Here is a 17,286-nt window from a genome sequence, read left to right as displayed (position 1 = left end):
CCCGGAGGAGGCCGTGCAGCGCGCCGTCGCCGAGGCCGCCGCCTTCGTGGCGGCCGGCGGCGCGGGCAACCCGGCGCTGTGGCGGGTCATGGGCGCACCCGTACCTGGACCGGCTCGCGCGGGGCGCGCGGCGGTGCCGCCGCCTCATGCGGGCCGAGCGGCAGGGCCCGGCGGTACTTGGCGTGGCCGCGCAGCCAGTGCCAGGTGGCGGCGGGCGGGATGAGCACGCTGGTCGCGGCCATCGTGAGGACCTCGTCGCGGGTCCGCGGGCCGGGCGCGATCCGCGCCCAGGCGAACTCGGCCGTACCGGCCAGCCATCCGGCGGCGCACGCCGCGGCCGCGCCGCGCCTCCCGGCGACGGCGCAGGACAGGGCCGTCAGAGCGGCGCCCGTCACCACCAGGTGGCGGGGCAGGCGCCCGCGCGGCGCGTCCGCCCGGGTCCACCAGTTCCGGCCGTGGCGCCGGTTCATCAGGACGTCGTCGGCGTTGCCCCGCTGGAGGCGTACGGAGATCATGCGGTCGGCGCGGCGCACCGGGTGGATCGTGGTGCGGCTGCCCGCGTGCACCGTCCAGCCCGCCGCCAGCACCCGCAGCGCGAGGTCCGCGTCCTCGCGGAAGGCGCGCTGGAAGCGTTCGTCGAAGCCGCCGACGGCTTCGAGCGCCTCCCGGCGGTAGGCCATGTCGGCGGTGATCCACCGGGCGGTGGCCAGTCCCGCCGTGTTGCGCTCCCAGTCCGTGGGCCGGCGGTCCGCCGGCAGGGGCACCGTGATGCGCGCGGTGACGGCGGCCGTCCGGTATGTCGCCGCCGCCAGGTCGGTGGCGAGGTCCTCGGCCCAGGTCGGGCCCGGCACGACGTCGTCGTCCAGGAAGACCGCCCACGGTACGGGCCCGGCCTCCCGCCAGCCCCGGTTGCGCGCCGCGGCCGGCCCGCGGGCCCGGCCCCGCACCACGGTGGTGACGGGCCGCAGGACGTCGGGCACGACGACCGGCAGGGGCACGCCGCCGTCCTCGCGGCGGTCGTCGACGAGGACCACCTGCGCCGGTTTCGGCCCGCTCCCGTCGGCCAGTGCCCGCAGGCACGCGTTGAGGCTACGGCGTCCGATCGTGGGGATGACCACCGCGTACGCGGGGGCCGCCGTCTCTTCTTCGTACGGTGTCATCGCGCCGCCCCGTCGTCGTAGGTGTCCGACGAGTGGAAGAACTCGCCGCGCCGGATCGCGTACGGGCCGATGGCCAGCAGGTCCACCGGCGAGGAGCCGAAGCACTCCAGCGCGTCGCGCGGGTCGTCGACCATGGGCCTGCCCGCCGTGTTGAGGCTGGTGTTGACGACGACGGGCAGGCCCGTGAGCCGTTCGAACTCGCCGAGCATCCGGGCGACCAGCGGCTCGGTCGCCGGGTCGACGGTCTGGATGCGGGCGGTGCCGTCCACGTGCACGACGGCCGGGATGCGGCCGCGCCACTCCTCGGCCACGTCGTGGACGAAGAGCATGTACGGGCTCGGCACGGGGCCGTCGAAGATGTCGGGGGCCCGGTCGGCCAGCACCATGGGCGCGACCGGCCGGAACTGCTCGCGGCCCTTCACGTCGTTCAGCCGCTCCAGATTGCCCGCGTGGCCGGGGTGGGCCAGCAGAGAGCGGTGGCCGAGCGCCCTGGGCCCGTACTCCGAGCGGCCCTGGAACCAGGCCACGATCGCGTTGTCGGCCAGCGCCCGGGCCACGGTCGCGGCGATGTCCGCCGGCCGGTCGAACGGCACGGCCGCCGTCTTCAGCCACGCCAGGAGCTCCGCGTCCGACCAGTCCCGGCCGAGGTCCGCGCCGGCCATCGGCTCCGGGTCGTCGCCCGCTCCGGCGGATAGCAGCAGGGCGCTGCCCAGCGCGGTCCCCGCGTCGCCGGCGGCGGGCTGCACCCACACCCGGGAGAAGGGGCCCTCGCGGGCGATCCGGGAGTTGGCGACGCAGTTGAGCGCGACGCCGCCGGCCAGCGTCAGCAGGCTGTCGTGCGTCTTGCCGTGCAGCCAGCGCACGAGGTCGAGCAGCGTCTCCTCCAGTACCGCCTGCGCGCTGGCCGCCACGTCGGCGTGGTCCTGGGTCCACGGCTCGTCCGCGCCGCGCGGCGCGCACAGTTCGTGCCAGGGCACGCCCGTGGCGTGGAAGCCGCCGTCGCCGGTGGGGTACACGTGGCGGCGCAGTTCGGGCAGCATGCGCGGGGTGCCGTGGGAGGCGAGCGCCATGACCTTGAACTCGTCGCTGGAGCGCAGGAAGCCGAGATGCTCGGTGAGCTCCTCGTAGACCAGGCCCAGGGAGTGCGGCAGGTCCTGCGCGTGGAACGCCTCCAGCCGGCCCTTGACGCGGCGCGCCGCGAGGTGCGAGGCGCGCTCCCCCCGGCCGTCGAGGACCAGTACCGACGACGTCTGCGCGTCGGACGCGGCGAACGCGCCCGACGCGGCGTGCGCCATGTGGTGCGGTACGAACCGGACGATGGCGGGGTCGAGTCCCGGCAGGGCGGCCTTGAGGAACGCGGGGGCCTGCCGGGCGTACGTGAGCCGCAGGTGGTCCCAGGGGTCGTCCAGCCCCATCGCCTCGGCGGCCCTGGCGAGTTCCGGGTCGAAGGAGTACGCCACCGCGTCGAGGTCCTGCGGGCGCAGGTTGGCGCGCTTGAGGCACCAGGCGGCGGCCTGCTCCGGCAGTTCCCAGGCGGAGAAGGGCACCGGCCGCTTGCCGTGCTTGCGCCGGGAGAACCGCTCCTCCTCCGCCGCGGCTACGGTCCGGCCGTCGATGACCAGGGCGGCCGCGGGGTCGTGGAAGAGAGCGTTGATTCCGAGAATGCGCATGGGGGTCCCAGGCCTTTCGGCGAATTCGGGGCGAAGGCGGGCCGCGTCGAGCGCGCGGCCGGGAGGGCGTTCGGCCGGATCAGCTGTCCGTGTGGGCGCGGTACCAGGCGATGGTGCGGCGCAGGCCCTCTTCGGCGGGCACCAGCGGCTCCCATTCGAGCTTGTCCAGGGCCAGTGTGATGTCGGGGCAGCGCACGGCGGGGTCGTCCGTCGGACGTTCGATGAAGGAGATCTCGGAGCGGGAGCCGGTGAGCTCGATGACGAGCCGGGCCAGTTCGAGCATGGTGATCTCGTTCGGGTTGCCGATGTTGACGGGACCGCGCATGCCGTGGGCCGCCGCGGCGAGGATGCCGCTCACGGTGTCGTCGACGTAGCACAGCGAGCGGGTCTGAAGGCCGTCACCGGTGACGGTGAGCGGCTCGCCGGCGAGGGCCTGGCGGACGAAGGTCGGTACGGCGCGGCCGTCGTAGCCGCGCATGCGGGGCCCGTAGGTGTTGAACAGCCGCACGATGCCGGTGTCGGTGCCCTGCGCGTCGGCCTCGGCGGTGGTCAGGGCCTCGCCGAAGCGCTTGGCCTCGTCGTACACGCTGCGCGGGCCGACCGGGTTGACGTTGCCCCAGTACCGCTCGTTCTGCGGGTGCTGCTGGGGATCGCCGTACACCTCCGAGGTGGAGGCGAGGAGGAAGCGGGCGCCGGCGCCGTGGGCGAGGGCCAGGGCGTTGCGCGTACCGAGACTGCCGGCCTCCATGGTGTGCAGCGGCAGCCGGAGGTAGTCGGCGGGGGACGCGGGGGACGCGAAGTGCAGGACGAGGTCCGGTGGCCGGGCGACGTGGAACGGCTCGGAGACGTTGGCCTCCAGGAGCGTGAACCCGGGGCGGTCGAGCAGCTCGGATATGTTCTCGGGCCGGCCGGTGCTGAAGTCGTCCACGCAGGTGACGGCGGTGCCCGAGTTCAGCAGCGCGGCGCACAGGTGGGAACCGACGAATCCGGCTCCGCCGGTGACGACGGCGTGCTCCCAGTCGTGCGAGAAAGCGGCGTTCATTTCGATCTCCTCCGACCCGAGGGGGGGTGAGCCTCCGATCAGAGTCGGTCCTCGCCGGGCACCCGGCGCGCTGTCCTGGGGCATCCGGGTGATGTACGAACAGTGACGGACGGCCGGTGCGGCCGGTGCGCGGCCGGGAGCCACGGCTCGCCGGTCTCCCCCGCGCACGCGTGCGTCCCTCGGTGCCGGAGGGTGACGAAGAGACGCGCCGAGGCATGAGTACTGCCATGAGCACACCGGACGACCTGCCCGTTCTGCGCACGCTCGACGAACTGACCCGCCTGGTCGAGGGGCGTGAGCGGCTGTATGTGCGCTGGTCGCGCGGCCCCGCCGCCGACCTGCGGGCGGTGTCGAGCAGGGACGACCTGACGGGCGTCGCGATGCCGGGACTGAGTGCCAACTGCCTGGATGTCGAACCGTGGTGGCGGGACCGGCCGGTGCGGGTGTGGGTGGCCCGCCGGCTGCACGACTACTCGCATCTGCCGCGCGAGAAGGGGGCCGACGTGCACCCCTGGGCGCTGCGCGGCCGGGAGACGGGCCGCGGACCCGACAACGAGCCGCTGGTCGTGGACATCGAGCCGGTCGGCCGGATCGACGGGCGGGTGATCGAGGAGGCCGCCGCCGAGGTCGCCCGGCAGGAGGGCGTCTGGGGCCCCCTGCGGCGCCGGGAATGAGGGCCGGGCCCGGTGCTGTGCTCCATCGCGGTGACAGCCGGGGCGGGAGGCATGCGCGCCCGGCGGGTCGTGGCATGTATCGGCCCATGAAGGTGAACCCGATCGAAATGCAGAAGTCCCTCGGCGGCGTGAACTACCCCGCCTCGAAGAAGCAGATCATCGAGAAGGCGGAGAGCAACGGCGCCGGCCCGGAGGTCAGGGAGGCGCTCAAGTCCCTGCCGGAGAAGGACTACGACTCCCCCGCGTCCGTCAACAAGGAAGTCGGCAGGTAGTCCTGCCCCAGCCGGACCGGTGGTCTCGCCCGGTCCGCGTCGGCCCGGGTCGTCAGGCGGTCAGCGCCGGCCCGGGCTTCAGGCGGTCGAGGAGCCGGTCCTGGTGGAGTCCGGCCACCGGCGCCAGCAGATCGGGGTGCCGCAGCAGCGCGGCGGCCCGCCGGTCGCGCGCGTCGGGCGTGAGCAGGCGACGGAAGTCGACCGGCGTACCGGACGCGTGCCCGGATCCGGTGAGCGCGCCGAGGGCCGCTTCGGCCAGCCCCGGGGCGGCGAGCAGGCACGCCGCCCAGCTCGCCACGACCTCGTCGACCCAGGTGCGCCAGGCGTACGCGTCCGGGTCGTCACCGGCGCCGTCGGCGCCGGTGACCCAGTCGAGCCGGCCGGAGCCACCGGGCCCCGCCACGGCGACCAGCGCGGCATCCATGGGGGTCGGGTAGCGCAGCCAGGCCGCGACCGTCACCGCCTGGCGCGCCTGCGCCTCGCACAGGGCCACGTCCATCGCGCCGCCGCCCGACGGGTAGGCGCGGGTCAGCCACTGAGCGGTCGCCGCTATCAGCGGGGCGAGATCTGCGGACATGTCCGGGCCGTCCGAATCCGTCGGGAGAGAAGTCAGGAACGCTACCCCGCGGCCTCGCGCGGGGAAGTGGCGCGGGTCACGAGCGGTGCGTGGCCTGGGCCACATCACGGGCCACATCAACCACACCAAGGAGCGACACATGGGACACGGCGGAGACGTCATCACGGAGCTGAGCACGGACCACCAGGAGGTGGAGGAGCTGTTCGCCAACATCGAGGAGCTTCCGGCCGGCGACAGGCAGCGGAAGGTGTACGCGGACCAGGTCACGATGGAGCTGGTCCGCCACTCGGTCGCGGAGGAGGCGTACCTCTACCCGGCGGTCCGCGAGCACGTCCCCGGCGGTGACGCGCTGGCGGACAAGGAGCTGGAGGACCACGCCGAGGCCGAGCAGACCATGAAGGACATGGAGAACTACGAGGCGGACGACCCGCAGTTCGACATGCTGGTGGGCAAGCTGATGACCGAGATCAGGACGCACATCCGGGACGAGGAGGACAACCTGTTCCCCCGGCTGCGCGAGGCCTGTTCGCCTCAGATGCTCGACGAGCTGGGCGACAAGGTGCGCCAGGCCAAGAAGACGGCGCCGACGCGTCCGCACCCCTCCGCCCCGGACAAGCCGCCGGCGAACAAGCTGCTGGCTCCCGGGGCCGGCCTGGTGGACCGGATGCGCGACGCCCTGTCGGGCCGGGGCAAGGATTCCTGAGCGTCCCGAGAGCCCCGTCAGGAGGCACCGGCGCCCGGGCCGGACGCGTGGCGACGCGTCCGGCCCGGGCGTGTGCGGGGCGCCGGGGGGACGCGTGGCGACGCGTCCGGCCCGGGCGTGTGCGGGGCGCCGGGGGCCGCCGGGGCGGACCGGCGGGTCAGTCCGTGGAGAGGGCTTCGAGGAGGTCGCCCACCTGCGGGTCGGGCAGGGCGCGGGCCACATCGGCCTGGGCCACCATGCCGACCAGGTCGTGGCCGTCGATGACGGGCAGCCTGCGCACCTTGTGCGAGGTCATGGTGCGCAGGATCTCGCCGGCGTCGTCGTCCGCGCCGATGGTCACCGCCTCGCCCTGCGCGAGTTCGCCCGCGTTGGTCGTGCCGGGGTCCTTGCCGACGCCCAGGACCTTCACGACGATGTCGCGGTCGGTCAGCATGCCCTTGAGCCTGTTGTCGGTCCCGCAGATGGGCAGGGCGCCCACGCCCAGCTCCGTCATCTTCCTCGCCGCGACCAGCACCGTCTCCTCCGCTCCGATGCACTCGGTGCCGGGGGTCATGATCTCTCTGGCAGTCGTCACTGTCGTCTTCCCATCCTCGTGCCTCATGGCGAAGGGAGCCGCCCGGGGCTTCGCCACCCCGGTCCGGCTCCCGCCCCCTTCCTACGCCCGCCCGCGGCGGCGGCCAACGCGCCACGGCGTCACCGCGCGGGCGTCATCCGATTGCCCGGGGGGCCGCCGGGGGTCCGTTTCACGCCCCGGAGCCGACCGGGTGAAAGGCGAAGCGCCGCCCCGGCGCCGGGGTACGTCTGCGCGGACGAGCGGTTGGTGCGCGAGGCAGCGCGAGGACACGTGAGGAAGGGGAGCAGATGCAGATCGGCTACAAGCTCGCCGCCGAGGCCTTCGGCCCGGCGGAGCTGGTGCGACAGGCGGTTCTGGCGGAACAGGCGGGTTTCGACTTCGTCGAGATCAGCGACCACTACCATCCCTGGCTCGACAACCAGGGCCATTCGCCGTTCGCCTGGACCGTGCTGGGCAGCATCGCGGCGAAGACCTCACGCATCGGCCTGGCGACCGGTGTGACGTGCCCGACCGTGCGGTATCACCCGGCGATCGTCGCGCAGGCCGCCGCGACGCTCGCCCTGCTGTCGGAGGGCCGTTTCGTGCTCGGCGTCGGCTCGGGCGAGCGCCTGAACGAGCATGTCGTGGGCGTGGGCTTCCCGGACGCCGTCAGCACGCGTCACGAGATGCTGCGGGAGGCCCTGGAGATCATCCGTCTGCTGTGGAGCGGCGGATACCGGTCGTACGACGGCAAGCACCTGCGGCTGGAGGACGCCCGGGTGTTCGACCTGCCCGAGGAACCGCCGCTGATCGCGGTGGCCGCGAGCGGTGGGGCGTCGACGCGGATCGCGGCCGAGCTCGGCGACGGCCTGTTCGCCACCGAGGACAAGCCGGAGATCGTCCGGCAGTACCGGGAGGCGGGTGGCGACGGCCCGTGCTACGCGGAGGTGCCGATGGCCTGGGCGCCCGACGAGCGCACCGCGGCGAAGGCCGCGCTGGACACCTCGCGCTGGGCGGTGACCGGGTGGAAGGTGATGAGCGAGCTGCCCAACCCGGTCAACTTCGACGCGGCGACCTCGACGGTGCGCGAGGAGGACATCCTCGAGAAGTTCGCGTGCGGGACGGATCCGGCCCGGTACGTGGCGGTGGCGCGGCAGTTCGTCGACGCGGGCTTCGACCGTCTGGTCATGCAGAACGCGGGCCCCGACCCGGACGGCTTCATCGACTTCTACCAGCGGGAGCTGGCCGGTCGCATCGCCGGGCTGAAGCCGAGTGGCGACCGCGCCTGACGCCCCGGATACGGGACCGCCCCGGCCCGCGCGGAGGCGGACCGGGGCGGAACGTCACACCGGCGCGTCCGGCAGGACGCGGCAGGTGTCGCCGTGTCAGCCGAGGGTCGCCAGGGCCTCGTTGAAGGTCGCCGACGGACGCATGACGGCCGCGGCCTTGGCGGCGTCGGGACGGTAGTAACCGCCGATGTCGGCCGGGGAGCCCTGCACCGCGATCAGCTCGTCGACGATGGTCCGCTCCTGCTCGGCCAGCGTCTTGGCGAGCGCCGCGAACGCCTCCGCGAGCTTGCCGTCCTCGGTCTGCTTCGCCAGCTCCTGGGCCCAGTACAGGGCCAGGTAGAAGTGGCTGCCGCGGTTGTCGATGCCACCGAGGCGACGGCTCGGCGACTTGTCCTCCTCCAGGAAGGTCGCGGTCGCGCGGTCGAGGGTGTCGGCGAGCACCTGGGCGCGCGCGTTGTCCGTCGTCTGCGCCAGGTGCTCGAAGCTGACCGCGAGCGCGAGGAACTCGCCCAGGCTGTCCCAGCGCAGGTAGTTCTCCTTGACGAGCTGCTGCACGTGCTTGGGCGCGGAGCCGCCGGCGCCGGTCTCGAACAGGCCGCCGCCGTTCATCAGCGGGACGACCGACAGCATCTTGGCGCTGGTGCCGAGTTCGAGGATCGGGAACAGGTCGGTCAGGTAGTCGCGCAGGACGTTGCCGGTGACCGAGATGGTGTCCTCGCCGCGGCGGATGCGCTCCAGGGAGAACGCGGTGGCCTCGACCGGGGACATGATCTCGATCCGCAGGCCCTCGGTGTCGTGCTCGGCGAGGTACGTCCGGACCTTGGCGATGAGCTGCGCGTCGTGCGCGCGGGTCTCGTCGAGCCAGAAGACGGCCGGGTTGCCGGTCGCGCGGGCGCGGGTGACGGCGAGCTTCACCCAGTCCTGGATCGGCAGGTCCTTGGTCTGGCACATGCGGAAGATGTCGCCCGCGCCGACGGCCTGCTCGAGAACGGCGTTGCCGGCCGCGTCGAGGACGCGGACCGTGCCGGTGGCCGGGATCTCGAAGGTCTTGTCGTGGCTGCCGTACTCCTCGGCCTTCTGGGCCATCAGACCGACGTTCGGCACGGAGCCCATGGTGGACGGGTCGAACGCGCCGTTCGCGCGGCAGTCGTCGATGACGACCTGGTAGATGCCGGCGTAGCTGCTGTCCGGGAGGACCGCGAGGGTGTCGGCCTCCTCGCCGTCGGGGCCCCACATGTGACCGGAGGTGCGGATCATGGCCGGCATGGAGGCGTCGACGATGACGTCGCTCGGTACGTGCAGGTTGGTGATGCCCTTGTCGGAGTCGACCATCGCGAGGGCCGGGCCCTCGGCGAGCTCCGCCTCGAAGGACGCCTTGATCTCGGCGCCGGCCGGCAGGGACTCCAGGCCCTTGAGGATGCCGCCGAGGCCGTCGTTGGGCGTCAGGCCGGCGGCGGCGAGCGCCTCGCCGTACTGGGCGAACGTCTTCGGGAAGAAGGCGCGGACCACGTGGCCGAAGATGATCGGGTCGGAGACCTTCATCATGGTGGCCTTCAGGTGGACGGAGAACAGCACGCCCTCGGCCTTGGCGCGGGCCACCTGCGCGGTGAAGAACTCGCGCAGCGCCGCGACGCGCATGACGGCCGCGTCGACGACCTCGCCCTCCAGGACGGGTACCGACTCACGCAGGACGGTGGTGGTGCCGTCGTCGCCCACGAGCTCGATGCGCAGCGCGCCGGCCTCGGAGATGACGGCGGACTTCTCGGTGGAGCGGAAGTCGTCGGTGTCCATGTGCGCGACGTTGGTCTTCGAGTCGGCCGTCCACGCGCCCATGCGGTGCGGGTGGGCCTTGGCGTAGTTCTTGACCGAGGCGGGGGCGCGGCGGTCGGAGTTGCCCTCGCGCAGCACGGGGTTGACAGCGCTGCCCTTGACCTTGTCGTAGCGCGCGCGGATTTCCTTCTCCGCGTCGGTCTTCGGGTCGTCCGGGTAGTCCGGCAGCGCGTAGCCCTGCTCCTGGAGCTCGGCGACGGCCGCCTTCAGCTGCGGGATGGACGCCGAGATGTTCGGAAGCTTGATGATGTTGGCGCCGGGCGTCTTGGCCAGCTCGCCGAGCTCGGCGAGCGCGTCCTCGATGCGCTGGTTCTCCTGGAGGTGCTCGGGGAAGCTGGCGATGATGCGCCCCGCGAGCGAGATGTCGCGGCTCTCCACCGTGACCCCGGCCGTCGAGGCGTAGGCCTCGATCACAGGCAAGAACGAATACGTCGCCAGGGCCGGGGCCTCGTCGGTGTGTGTGTAGATGATGGTCGAGTCAGTCACCGGGTGCTCCGCTCCACGTCTGCAACATTGCTTGACATCAAGATATCTCTTGGCCGTCCCTGTCTCGACAGGGCCCGGCCCCTTCCGTTTCCGGCCGTCCGTTCAGCCCGCCAGCGCCGTCGACACGACGGCCTTGGCCTCTTCCTGGACCCGGGCGAGGTGGTCCGCGCCGAGGAAGGACTCGGCGTACACCTTGTAGACGTCCTCGGTGCCGGACGGGCGGGCGGCGAACCAGGCGCTGTCGGTGGTGACCTTGATGCCGCCGATGGGAGCGCCGTTGCCGGGCGCCTCGGTCAGTACGGCGGTGATCGGCTCTCCCGCGAGGGTGTCCGCTGTGACCTGCGCGGGCGACAGGCGCGCCAGTACGGCCTTCTCCTCCCGTGTCGCCGGGGCGTCGACGCGGGCGTAGGCGGGCTCCCCGAAGCGGGCGGTGAGCGCCCCGTAGTGCTCGGAGGGGGTCTTCCCGGTGACCGCGAGGATCTCGGAGGCGAGCAGGGCCAGGATGATGCCGTCCTTGTCGGTGGTCCACACCGAGCCGTCCCGGCGCAGGAACGAGGCCCCGGCCGACTCCTCGCCGCCGAATCCGAGCGTGCCGTCGGACAGCCCGTCCACGAACCACTTGAAGCCCACCGGTACTTCGACGAGCCGCCGGCCGAGATCGGCCGCGACCCGGTCGATCATCCCGGACGACACCAGCGTCTTGCCGACCCCGGCGGCCGCGGGCCACTGGTCGCGGTGGGCGTAGAGGTAGCCGATGGCGGTGGCGAGGTAGTGGTTGGGGTTCATCAGGCCGCCGTCGGGGGTGACGATGCCGTGCCGGTCGGCGTCGGCGTCGTTGCCGGTGGCGATCTGGTAGCGGTCGCGCGCCTCGATCAGCGAGGCCATGGCGTGCGGCGACGAGCAGTCCATGCGGATCCTGCCGTCCCAGTCCAGAGTCATGAAACGCCAGGTCGGGTCGGTCCGGGGGTTGACCACGGTCAGGTCCAGCCGGTGCTGCTCGGCGATGCGGCCCCAGTACGCGACCGACGCCCCGCCCAGCGGGTCGGCCCCGATGCGCACGCCGGCGGCGCGTACCGCGTCCAGGTCGAGGACGGACGGCAGGTCGTCGACGTAGCGGTCCAGGAAGTCGTAGCGCCCGGTGGTGGGTGCGGCGAGGGCGCTGGTGTACGGCAGCCGCCGTACGTCCTTCAGGCCGTCCGCGATGATCGCGTTGGCGCGGTCCTGGATCCAGCCGGTCGCCTCGGAGCCGGCCGGGCCGCCGCTGGGCGGGTTGTACTTGAAGCCGCCGTCGGCGGGCGGGTTGTGCGACGGGGTGACGACCACCCCGTCGGCGAGGCCCGAGGCCCGTCCCCGGTTGTGGGCGAGGATGGCGTGGGACACCGCCGGTGTCGGGGTGTAGCCGTCGGCCGTGTCGATGAGCACAGTCACGTCGTTGGCGGCGAAGACCTCGACGGCCGTCACCCGGGCGGGTTCGGACAGGGCGTGGGTGTCGGCGCCGAGGAAGAGCGGCCCGTCGACGCCCTGTTGGCTCCGGTACTCGCAGATCGCCTGGCTGGTCGCGGCGATGTGGTCCTCGTTGAAGGCCGTCGCCAAGGACGAACCCCGGTGCCCGGAGGTTCCGAACGCGACCCGCTGGCCGGGCTCCCGCACGTCGGGATGCAGCGCGTAGTACGCCGTCACCAGCCGTGCCACGTCGGTGAGATCGTCCGGTCCGGCCGGTCGCCCCGCTCGTTCGTGCGCCATCTGCCCACTCCTCCAGATCGTCGGTGCCGGTCTCGGCCTCGGTCACCCGTGCGTACCACAGGCGGGTTTCATTGTGGGGCCGTGTGGTGATTGACCAGGCTTTCCAAGTCACTGACGGCCGTCTCGACGGTGGGCAGGGCGAGGGTGGCCAGGCGGGCCTGCCTCACCCGCCGCAGCACCGCGTCGTCGCCGAGGAGGCGGCGGCAGGCCGACGCGATGCCGGCCGGGGTGCAGTCGGTGACCTCGTGTCCGATGCCGAGCTCGGTGACCCGCCGCGCGTTCACGGGCTGGTCGGCCGTCCTGGGCAGCACCGCCATGGGGGTGGCGGTGCTGATGGACTCCCGCACGCTCGTGTAGCCGCCGTGGGTGAGGAAGAGGTCGGCGGCCTCCAGCAGGAGCGGCTGCGGCACGGAGTCGACGACATGGACGTGGGGCGCGGAGTCGACCTGGCCGACGGCCACACCGCTGGTCGACACCACGGCGGCGCAGTCGAGCCGTGACAGACCCTCGATCATGGACCGCAGGACCGTGGCCGGGTCGGGCCGGCCGGGGGGCGGGCGGTGCCCTTCGGGCGAGGGCAGAAACAGCGGCATGGCGCAGCCGATCCCGGCGTACACCAGGGGCCGGTCGGAGGGCAGGCCGACGATCCAGCTGGGGAGCTTCGCGCGCGGGTCGCTGAAGGCGGGCTGCCGGTAGGCGAGAGCCGGCGGGAGGTGCGGCGCGAAGGTCCAGGCCGGCGGGAGGTAGTCGAGGTGGCCGTACGCCGTCAGGGACTGCGGGTCGCCCTGCGGCGGCAGGCCCGCGGCGCAGCGCCACTGGTCGAGGCGCGGCAGCAGGGCGGCCGGGTCGGTGAAGCCCTTCGCGCCGGACGGCATCGCCACATGCGGAATGCCCAGTTTCTCGGCGACGAGGCAGGCGGCGACGTCCATCGCGTCGCGCAGCAGAAGATCCGGCTTGAAGTCGTGGGCCACCGCGTCCAGCGCCTTGAACTGGCTGAGCAGATGGGGCCCCGCCAGTACGAGCGCCGCCGCGTCCGGGGACGCGGCGCCGCTGTGCAGCAGTTCGACGGCGTCGCCGGTCTCCCCGCCGGCCGCCGTCGCGTCGCCGAAGAGGTTCGGCAGGCACGCGGTGGCGGTGACGCCCTGGTCGAGGAACGTGCCGAGCAGGTGTTCCTCGGTGGCGATGTGCACTTCGTGACCCGCGCCGGACAGCAGGAGCGCGAAGCGAAGCGCCTCGCGCGTCTGGGAGGGGGAGAGGATCGACGTACACAGGACGCGCATGCCAGAGATCACCGTTCGCCCGCTCGACAGCATTTTCCCGTTCGATCATCCTCTTGAACGCTCATCCTCCCGGCCGCGCCGCGCCGGTTTGGTGCCGCGCCGGCTAGCTCGCGGCGAGCCGGTCGATGGCGGCCAGCACGGGAGCCACGCCGTCCTCCGCGCGCAGGCGGGCCGCCAGAGCGCCGGCGCGCTCTCGGTACGCGGCGTCGCCCGTGGCGCGCCCGAGGGCGGCGGCCAGGCGTGACGCGGTGAGTCCGCGCAGCGGGACCGCCCGCGGGGCGATCCCGAGGGCGACGAGGCGCGAGGACCAGAAGGCCGCGTCGAACTGGATGGGGACGGGTACGGCCGGGACGCCGGCCCGCAGGCCGGCGGCGGTCGTGCCGGCGCCCGCGTGGTGGACCACCGCCGCCATGTGCGGGAAGAGCACGGAGTGCGGGATCTCGTCGACGGTGAGCATGTCGGTGGCGTCCGCCCCGGTGTGCAGTCCGGCCCAGCCGCGCTGAACGACGCCGCGCAGTCCGGCGGCCCGCAGGGCGCGGACCACTTCCCGGCTCAGGCGCGGGGCGTCGGGCACGGTGGCGCTGCCGAGGCCGACGAAGACCGGCGGCGGCCCGGCGGCCAGGAACGCGCGCAGCGTGGCCGGCAGTCGGGATTCGGGCGGGTCCTCGGGCCACCAGTAGCCCGCGACGGTCAGTCCGGGGCGCCAGTCGCGGGGCCTGGGCACCACCAGGGGGCTGAAGCCGTGCACGACCGGCCAGTCCTGCCGTTCGCGGGCGCGCCGGGCGGCGCGGGCGCTCGACGGGGGAAGTCCCGTCCGCGCCCGCAGCGCGCGCGTGGTGTCGGCGAAGACGGCGTCCACGGCGGCGTTCACCGTGCGCCCGCCCAGCCGGTTCCCGGCCGCGCCCCACGAACGGGTGCCGGTCACCGGAGGAGGGAAGGCGGCCGTGGCGGCCAGGGGTTGCAGGTAGACGCCCATGCTGGGCAGCCCGAGGCCCTCGGCGACGGTGTGGCCCAGGGGCCCCAGCGAGCTGGACACCAGCAGTACGTCGCTCTGCCGGGCCGCGGCCAGCAGCTCGTCGGTCATCCCGCCGACGAGCTCGCGGGCCATGGCGACCATCCGCGCCAGTTTGCCGACGCCGGTGACGCTCCGGTGCAGGGCGCGGCCCCGGGGCGAGCGCAGTTCCGCGCGCGGGTCGACGGGCAGCGGGTGGAAGCCGACGCCGGCCGGGGCCACCAGGGGCGCGAAGCAGGCGTGGGTCACCAGGGTGACCTCGTGGCCCGCCCGGGCCAGGCCGTGGGCGAGCCCGGTGTACGGCGCCACGTCACCGCGCGAACCCGCTGTCATCAACGCCACCCGCATGGCCACCAGTATGGCGCCGGGCATCGGAGGGCCGCCGTACGCGGGGCCGTGCCACGGGGGCGGGATCGGGGCCCGCCGCCTGATTCGAGTACTCGGCTTCGGGGAACCCAGGTGTGGTCGCAGACCCGACCGGACAGGAGAGCCGCATGAAGGACGAAGACCGCGAGGTGGAGAACCCCGTCACGAAGCATCCGCAGCCCGAGCTGCCGGACCAGGAGCAGGCGCACCCCGGATGGACCGGGCCGATGGACCCGCCACCGGACCACGGTGAGCAGTCGTACCGGGGAAGCGGGTTGCTGGACGGGCTCGCCGCGGTGGTGACGGGCGGGGATTCGGGGATCGGCCGGGCGGTGTGCCTGGCCTTCGCGCGCGAGGGCGCCGATGTGCTGTTCACGCACCTTCCCGAGGAGGAGAAGGACGCCGCCGAGACCTCGAAACTCGTCGAGGAGGCGGGCCGCCGGGCCGTCGCGGTGAGCTGCGACATCCGGGACGAGGAGCAGTGCCGGAAGCTGATCGGGCGTGCGGTCTCGGAATTCGGCAACATCAATATCCTGGTGAACAACGCCGCGTATCAGATGTCCCAGCCGGACGGCATCGGTTCCATTACGACCGAACAATTCGACCGGGTCATGAAGACGAATCTCTACGGCATGTTCTGGTTGTCGAAAATGGCCCTTCCCCATATGCCGGAGGGCGGCTGCATCATCAACTCCACGTCCGTCCAGGCCTACAAGCCCAGCCCGCACCTGCTCGACTACGCCATGACGAAGTCGGCCATTGTCGCCTTTACCCAGGGCCTGGCGCAGATGGTGGCGTCGAGCGGAATCCGCGTCAACGCGGTCGCTCCCGGCCCGGTGTGGACGCCGCTGATTCCGGCGACGATGCCGGACACCACGAAGTTCGGAAAGCAGTCGCCGCTGGGCCGGCCCGCCCAGCCGGCCGAGATGGCCCCGGCCTATGTGTTTCTCGCTTCGCCCCGGGCGAGTTACATCACCGCTGAGATCGTCAACGCCACGGGCGGCACGCCCCTGCCGTGACGGGCCGACGGGGGCTCACCGCGACCCGCCGGAATCCGGCCGCGCCGCCCTGCGGTGCGCGGCCGCCTTGACGCCGTCCGGGGCGATCCTGCTCACGAGCCCCTGCGCCCTGGTCTTCGCCGAGCCCGCGACGATCTTCTTCCGGCCGGCCATCAGCGCCTCGAAGCCCTGGCGCGCCACCTGTGCGGGGTCGTCCTTCTTCTGCCGCCCGACCTGGGTGTCGTCCATGCCGGCGCGGTGGAAGAAGGGCGTCTCGGTGGCGCCGGGCATGAGGCAGGTGACCGTCACCCGGGTGTCCTTCAGCTCGTTGTGGAGCGCCTGCGCGAACGACTGCACGAAGGACTTCGTGGCGTTGTAGACGGCGTGGAAGGCACCCGGCACGGTCGCGGCGATGGACGACGTGAAGAGCAGTCGTCCCTGGTCACGGGCCACCATGCCGGGCAGCAGACCCTTCGCCAGCCGGACGGTGGAGGTGATGTTGAGGTCGATGACGCGCAGCTCGTCCGCCAGGTCCGTGCCGAGGAAGGCCCCGCCCCGGCCGACGCCGGCGTTGAACGCCGCGGCCTCGACGGGCCGCCCGGTCGCGGCCAGGGCGCCCAGCAGCGTCTCGACCCCCTCCGGCGTGGCGAGATCGGCCCGCACGACGTGCACATCGGCGCCGTGGGCCCGCACCTCGTCCGCCGCGACGGCGAGCCCGGAGTCCTCGGCCGCGAGCACGAGGTCGAATCCGTGCTCGGCGAACTGCTTGGCCAGCTCGAAACCGATACCGCTGGAGGCCCCGGTGACGACGGCCAGCGGCCTGGTCCTGTTCTCGTTCATGAGCGGCGGGTACCCACGCGGGCCCCTATGTATCCCTATGCACCTTTTAGCCCGACTCCACCGGCCGCTTGATCCGACCCCACCGGCCGCCCGGCGCGAAGGGTCGCCGACGCCGGACCCACCACGGCGCGAGCCAGGAGACAACTCCCCTCCGAACGGGCCGCGTTGCACAGGCGACGCAGCCACAATGCCCGTTCCGACCCTTAATGAGCGGCGTGGGCGGTTTGCCTGAAAGGCCGTTGTGCGGCGCGGCTCGTGATACCAGTCACGTCCGCCTCGGAAGGCGAAAGTCCTGCCGTCCGTCAGTTTCCGGCCGACGGGCGGAAGTTGGGTTTGCCGCCCACGGACAGTGACAGAAGTTCCCCCGCCCCGGAACGTTTTGGTGATTGCTCCGGGGTTTACGGGGCTTGTTCTTCCCGGGCCGTCTCGCTTACGGTCACCGTCAATCCGGGTGGACCGCCGAATCCTGCCGCCGTCCGGAATCCACAACCCACTCACACTCACGTACGGCAGGAGCGGGGGACCCAGGTAAGCCGCCGGTCCGGGGAAATCCGGAACGGCTTGGGGTGAAGTCGCGCCGACCGCGCGACCGGGCATCTCCAGCCCGAACCCGACAGCTCACCTCGCAGGCGACGGAGAGGAATTCGTCATGCCCTCGAAGGGTAAGCACCGCCGTACTCAGGTCAGATCGCTCCGCCGCGGTTTCATCGCCGCCGGCACCGGTGGCGCCGCGCTGATCCTGCCCCTGCTGGGCGCGAACGCCGCGGCCGCGGCGCAGCCCGCCGCCGCCC

Annotated in this window: 15 protein-coding genes and 1 riboswitch; of the genes, 5 read left to right on the top strand and 10 right to left on the bottom strand. The window is 72.8% G+C overall.

What is annotated here, in order from left to right; genetic code table 11:
* Positions 1 to 86: 86 nt before the first annotated feature.
* The 3 genes from E2E34_RS18585 to E2E34_RS18575 all read right to left on the bottom strand — a co-directional run bounded on the left by E2E34_RS18585 (position 87) and on the right by E2E34_RS18575 (position 3,872).
* On the bottom strand, positions 87 to 1,160 hold the full coding sequence (locus E2E34_RS18585; RefSeq protein WP_138903044.1) for a glycosyltransferase family 2 protein: 1,074 nt from the start codon (positions 1,158 to 1,160) through the stop codon (positions 87 to 89).
* A complete protein-coding gene (locus E2E34_RS18580) occupies positions 1,157 to 2,830 on the bottom strand; it encodes a carbamoyltransferase family protein (protein ID WP_138903043.1) in 1,674 nt (557 codons plus the stop codon). The genes E2E34_RS18585 and E2E34_RS18580 overlap by 4 nt, the downstream gene beginning before the upstream one ends.
* 79 nt (positions 2,831 to 2,909) lie before the next feature.
* Positions 2,910 to 3,872 (bottom strand): NAD-dependent epimerase/dehydratase family protein, encoded by a 963-nt coding sequence (locus E2E34_RS18575; RefSeq protein WP_138903042.1) that lies wholly within the window; start codon positions 3,870 to 3,872, stop codon positions 2,910 to 2,912.
* Positions 3,873 to 4,099: 227 nt separating this feature from the next.
* Here E2E34_RS18575 and E2E34_RS18570 point away from each other — a divergent pair, with 227 nt between their 5' ends.
* Both E2E34_RS18570 and E2E34_RS18565 read left to right on the top strand, forming a co-directional pair.
* A complete protein-coding gene (locus E2E34_RS18570; protein WP_138903041.1) occupies positions 4,100 to 4,546 on the top strand; it encodes a DUF6098 family protein in 447 nt (148 codons plus the stop codon).
* 86 nt (positions 4,547 to 4,632) lie between these two features.
* Positions 4,633 to 4,818, top strand: a complete 186-nt coding sequence (locus E2E34_RS18565; protein ID WP_138903040.1) for a DUF2795 domain-containing protein — start codon at positions 4,633 to 4,635, stop codon at positions 4,816 to 4,818.
* A gap of 52 nt (positions 4,819 to 4,870) precedes the next feature.
* On the opposite strand, the gene E2E34_RS18560 is transcribed toward E2E34_RS18565, so the two are convergent.
* On the bottom strand, positions 4,871 to 5,395 hold the full coding sequence (locus E2E34_RS18560; protein WP_138903039.1) for a hypothetical protein: 525 nt from the start codon (positions 5,393 to 5,395) through the stop codon (positions 4,871 to 4,873).
* Between the two features lie 139 nt (positions 5,396 to 5,534).
* Here E2E34_RS18560 and E2E34_RS18555 point away from each other — a divergent pair, with 139 nt between their 5' ends.
* Positions 5,535 to 6,098: a hemerythrin domain-containing protein gene (locus tag E2E34_RS18555; RefSeq protein ID WP_138903038.1), complete on the top strand. Its 564-nt coding sequence runs from the start codon at positions 5,535 to 5,537 to the stop codon at positions 6,096 to 6,098.
* Between the two features lie 157 nt (positions 6,099 to 6,255).
* Here the strand turns inward: E2E34_RS18555 and E2E34_RS18550 are convergent, their stop codons facing one another.
* Positions 6,256 to 6,672 carry a CBS domain-containing protein gene (locus E2E34_RS18550; protein ID WP_208765274.1) on the bottom strand — a complete coding sequence of 139 codons (417 nt, stop codon included), beginning with the start codon at positions 6,670 to 6,672 and terminating at the stop codon, positions 6,256 to 6,258.
* 287 nt (positions 6,673 to 6,959) lie between these two features.
* Here E2E34_RS18550 and E2E34_RS18545 point away from each other — a divergent pair, with 287 nt between their 5' ends.
* On the top strand, positions 6,960 to 7,940 hold the full coding sequence (locus tag E2E34_RS18545; RefSeq protein WP_138903036.1) for a TIGR03557 family F420-dependent LLM class oxidoreductase: 981 nt from the start codon (positions 6,960 to 6,962) through the stop codon (positions 7,938 to 7,940).
* Between the two features lie 96 nt (positions 7,941 to 8,036).
* Here the strand turns inward: E2E34_RS18545 and E2E34_RS18540 are convergent, their stop codons facing one another.
* From E2E34_RS18540 to E2E34_RS18525, 4 genes are all read right to left on the bottom strand, one after another.
* Positions 8,037 to 10,256: an NADP-dependent isocitrate dehydrogenase gene (locus E2E34_RS18540; RefSeq protein ID WP_138903035.1), complete on the bottom strand. Its 2,220-nt coding sequence runs from the start codon at positions 10,254 to 10,256 to the stop codon at positions 8,037 to 8,039.
* Between the two features lie 102 nt (positions 10,257 to 10,358).
* Positions 10,359 to 11,999, bottom strand: coding sequence for a phosphoglucomutase (alpha-D-glucose-1,6-bisphosphate-dependent) (pgm, locus tag E2E34_RS18535; RefSeq protein WP_138903034.1), 1,641 nt, complete (start codon positions 11,997 to 11,999; stop codon positions 10,359 to 10,361).
* Between the two features lie 68 nt (positions 12,000 to 12,067).
* Entirely contained in the window at positions 12,068 to 13,279 is a 1,212-nt protein-coding gene (locus E2E34_RS18530; RefSeq protein WP_138903033.1) for a glycosyltransferase, read from the bottom strand.
* A gap of 103 nt (positions 13,280 to 13,382) precedes the next feature.
* On the bottom strand, positions 13,383 to 14,624 hold the full coding sequence (locus E2E34_RS18525; RefSeq protein ID WP_138903045.1) for a glycosyltransferase: 1,242 nt from the start codon (positions 14,622 to 14,624) through the stop codon (positions 13,383 to 13,385).
* Positions 14,625 to 14,785: 161 nt separating this feature from the next.
* Between E2E34_RS18525 and E2E34_RS18520 the strand changes: the two genes are divergently transcribed.
* Positions 14,786 to 15,676 carry an SDR family oxidoreductase gene (locus tag E2E34_RS18520; protein ID WP_138903032.1) on the top strand — a complete coding sequence of 297 codons (891 nt, stop codon included), beginning with the start codon at positions 14,786 to 14,788 and terminating at the stop codon, positions 15,674 to 15,676.
* 15 nt (positions 15,677 to 15,691) lie between these two features.
* Here the strand turns inward: E2E34_RS18520 and E2E34_RS18515 are convergent, their stop codons facing one another.
* Positions 15,692 to 16,495: an SDR family NAD(P)-dependent oxidoreductase gene (locus E2E34_RS18515; protein ID WP_138903031.1), complete on the bottom strand. Its 804-nt coding sequence runs from the start codon at positions 16,493 to 16,495 to the stop codon at positions 15,692 to 15,694.
* 481 nt (positions 16,496 to 16,976) lie between these two features.
* Positions 16,977 to 17,140: riboswitch (cyclic di-AMP (ydaO/yuaA leader) on the top strand.
* Positions 17,141 to 17,286: the final 146 nt, after the last annotated feature.

This window comes from Streptomyces albidochromogenes (assembly GCF_005981925.1).
Classification (GTDB): Bacteria; Actinomycetota; Actinomycetes; order Streptomycetales; family Streptomycetaceae; genus Streptomyces; species Streptomyces albidochromogenes.
Note: the sequence above shows the minus strand (reverse complement) of the source record. Positions and strands in the feature narration are given on the sequence as shown.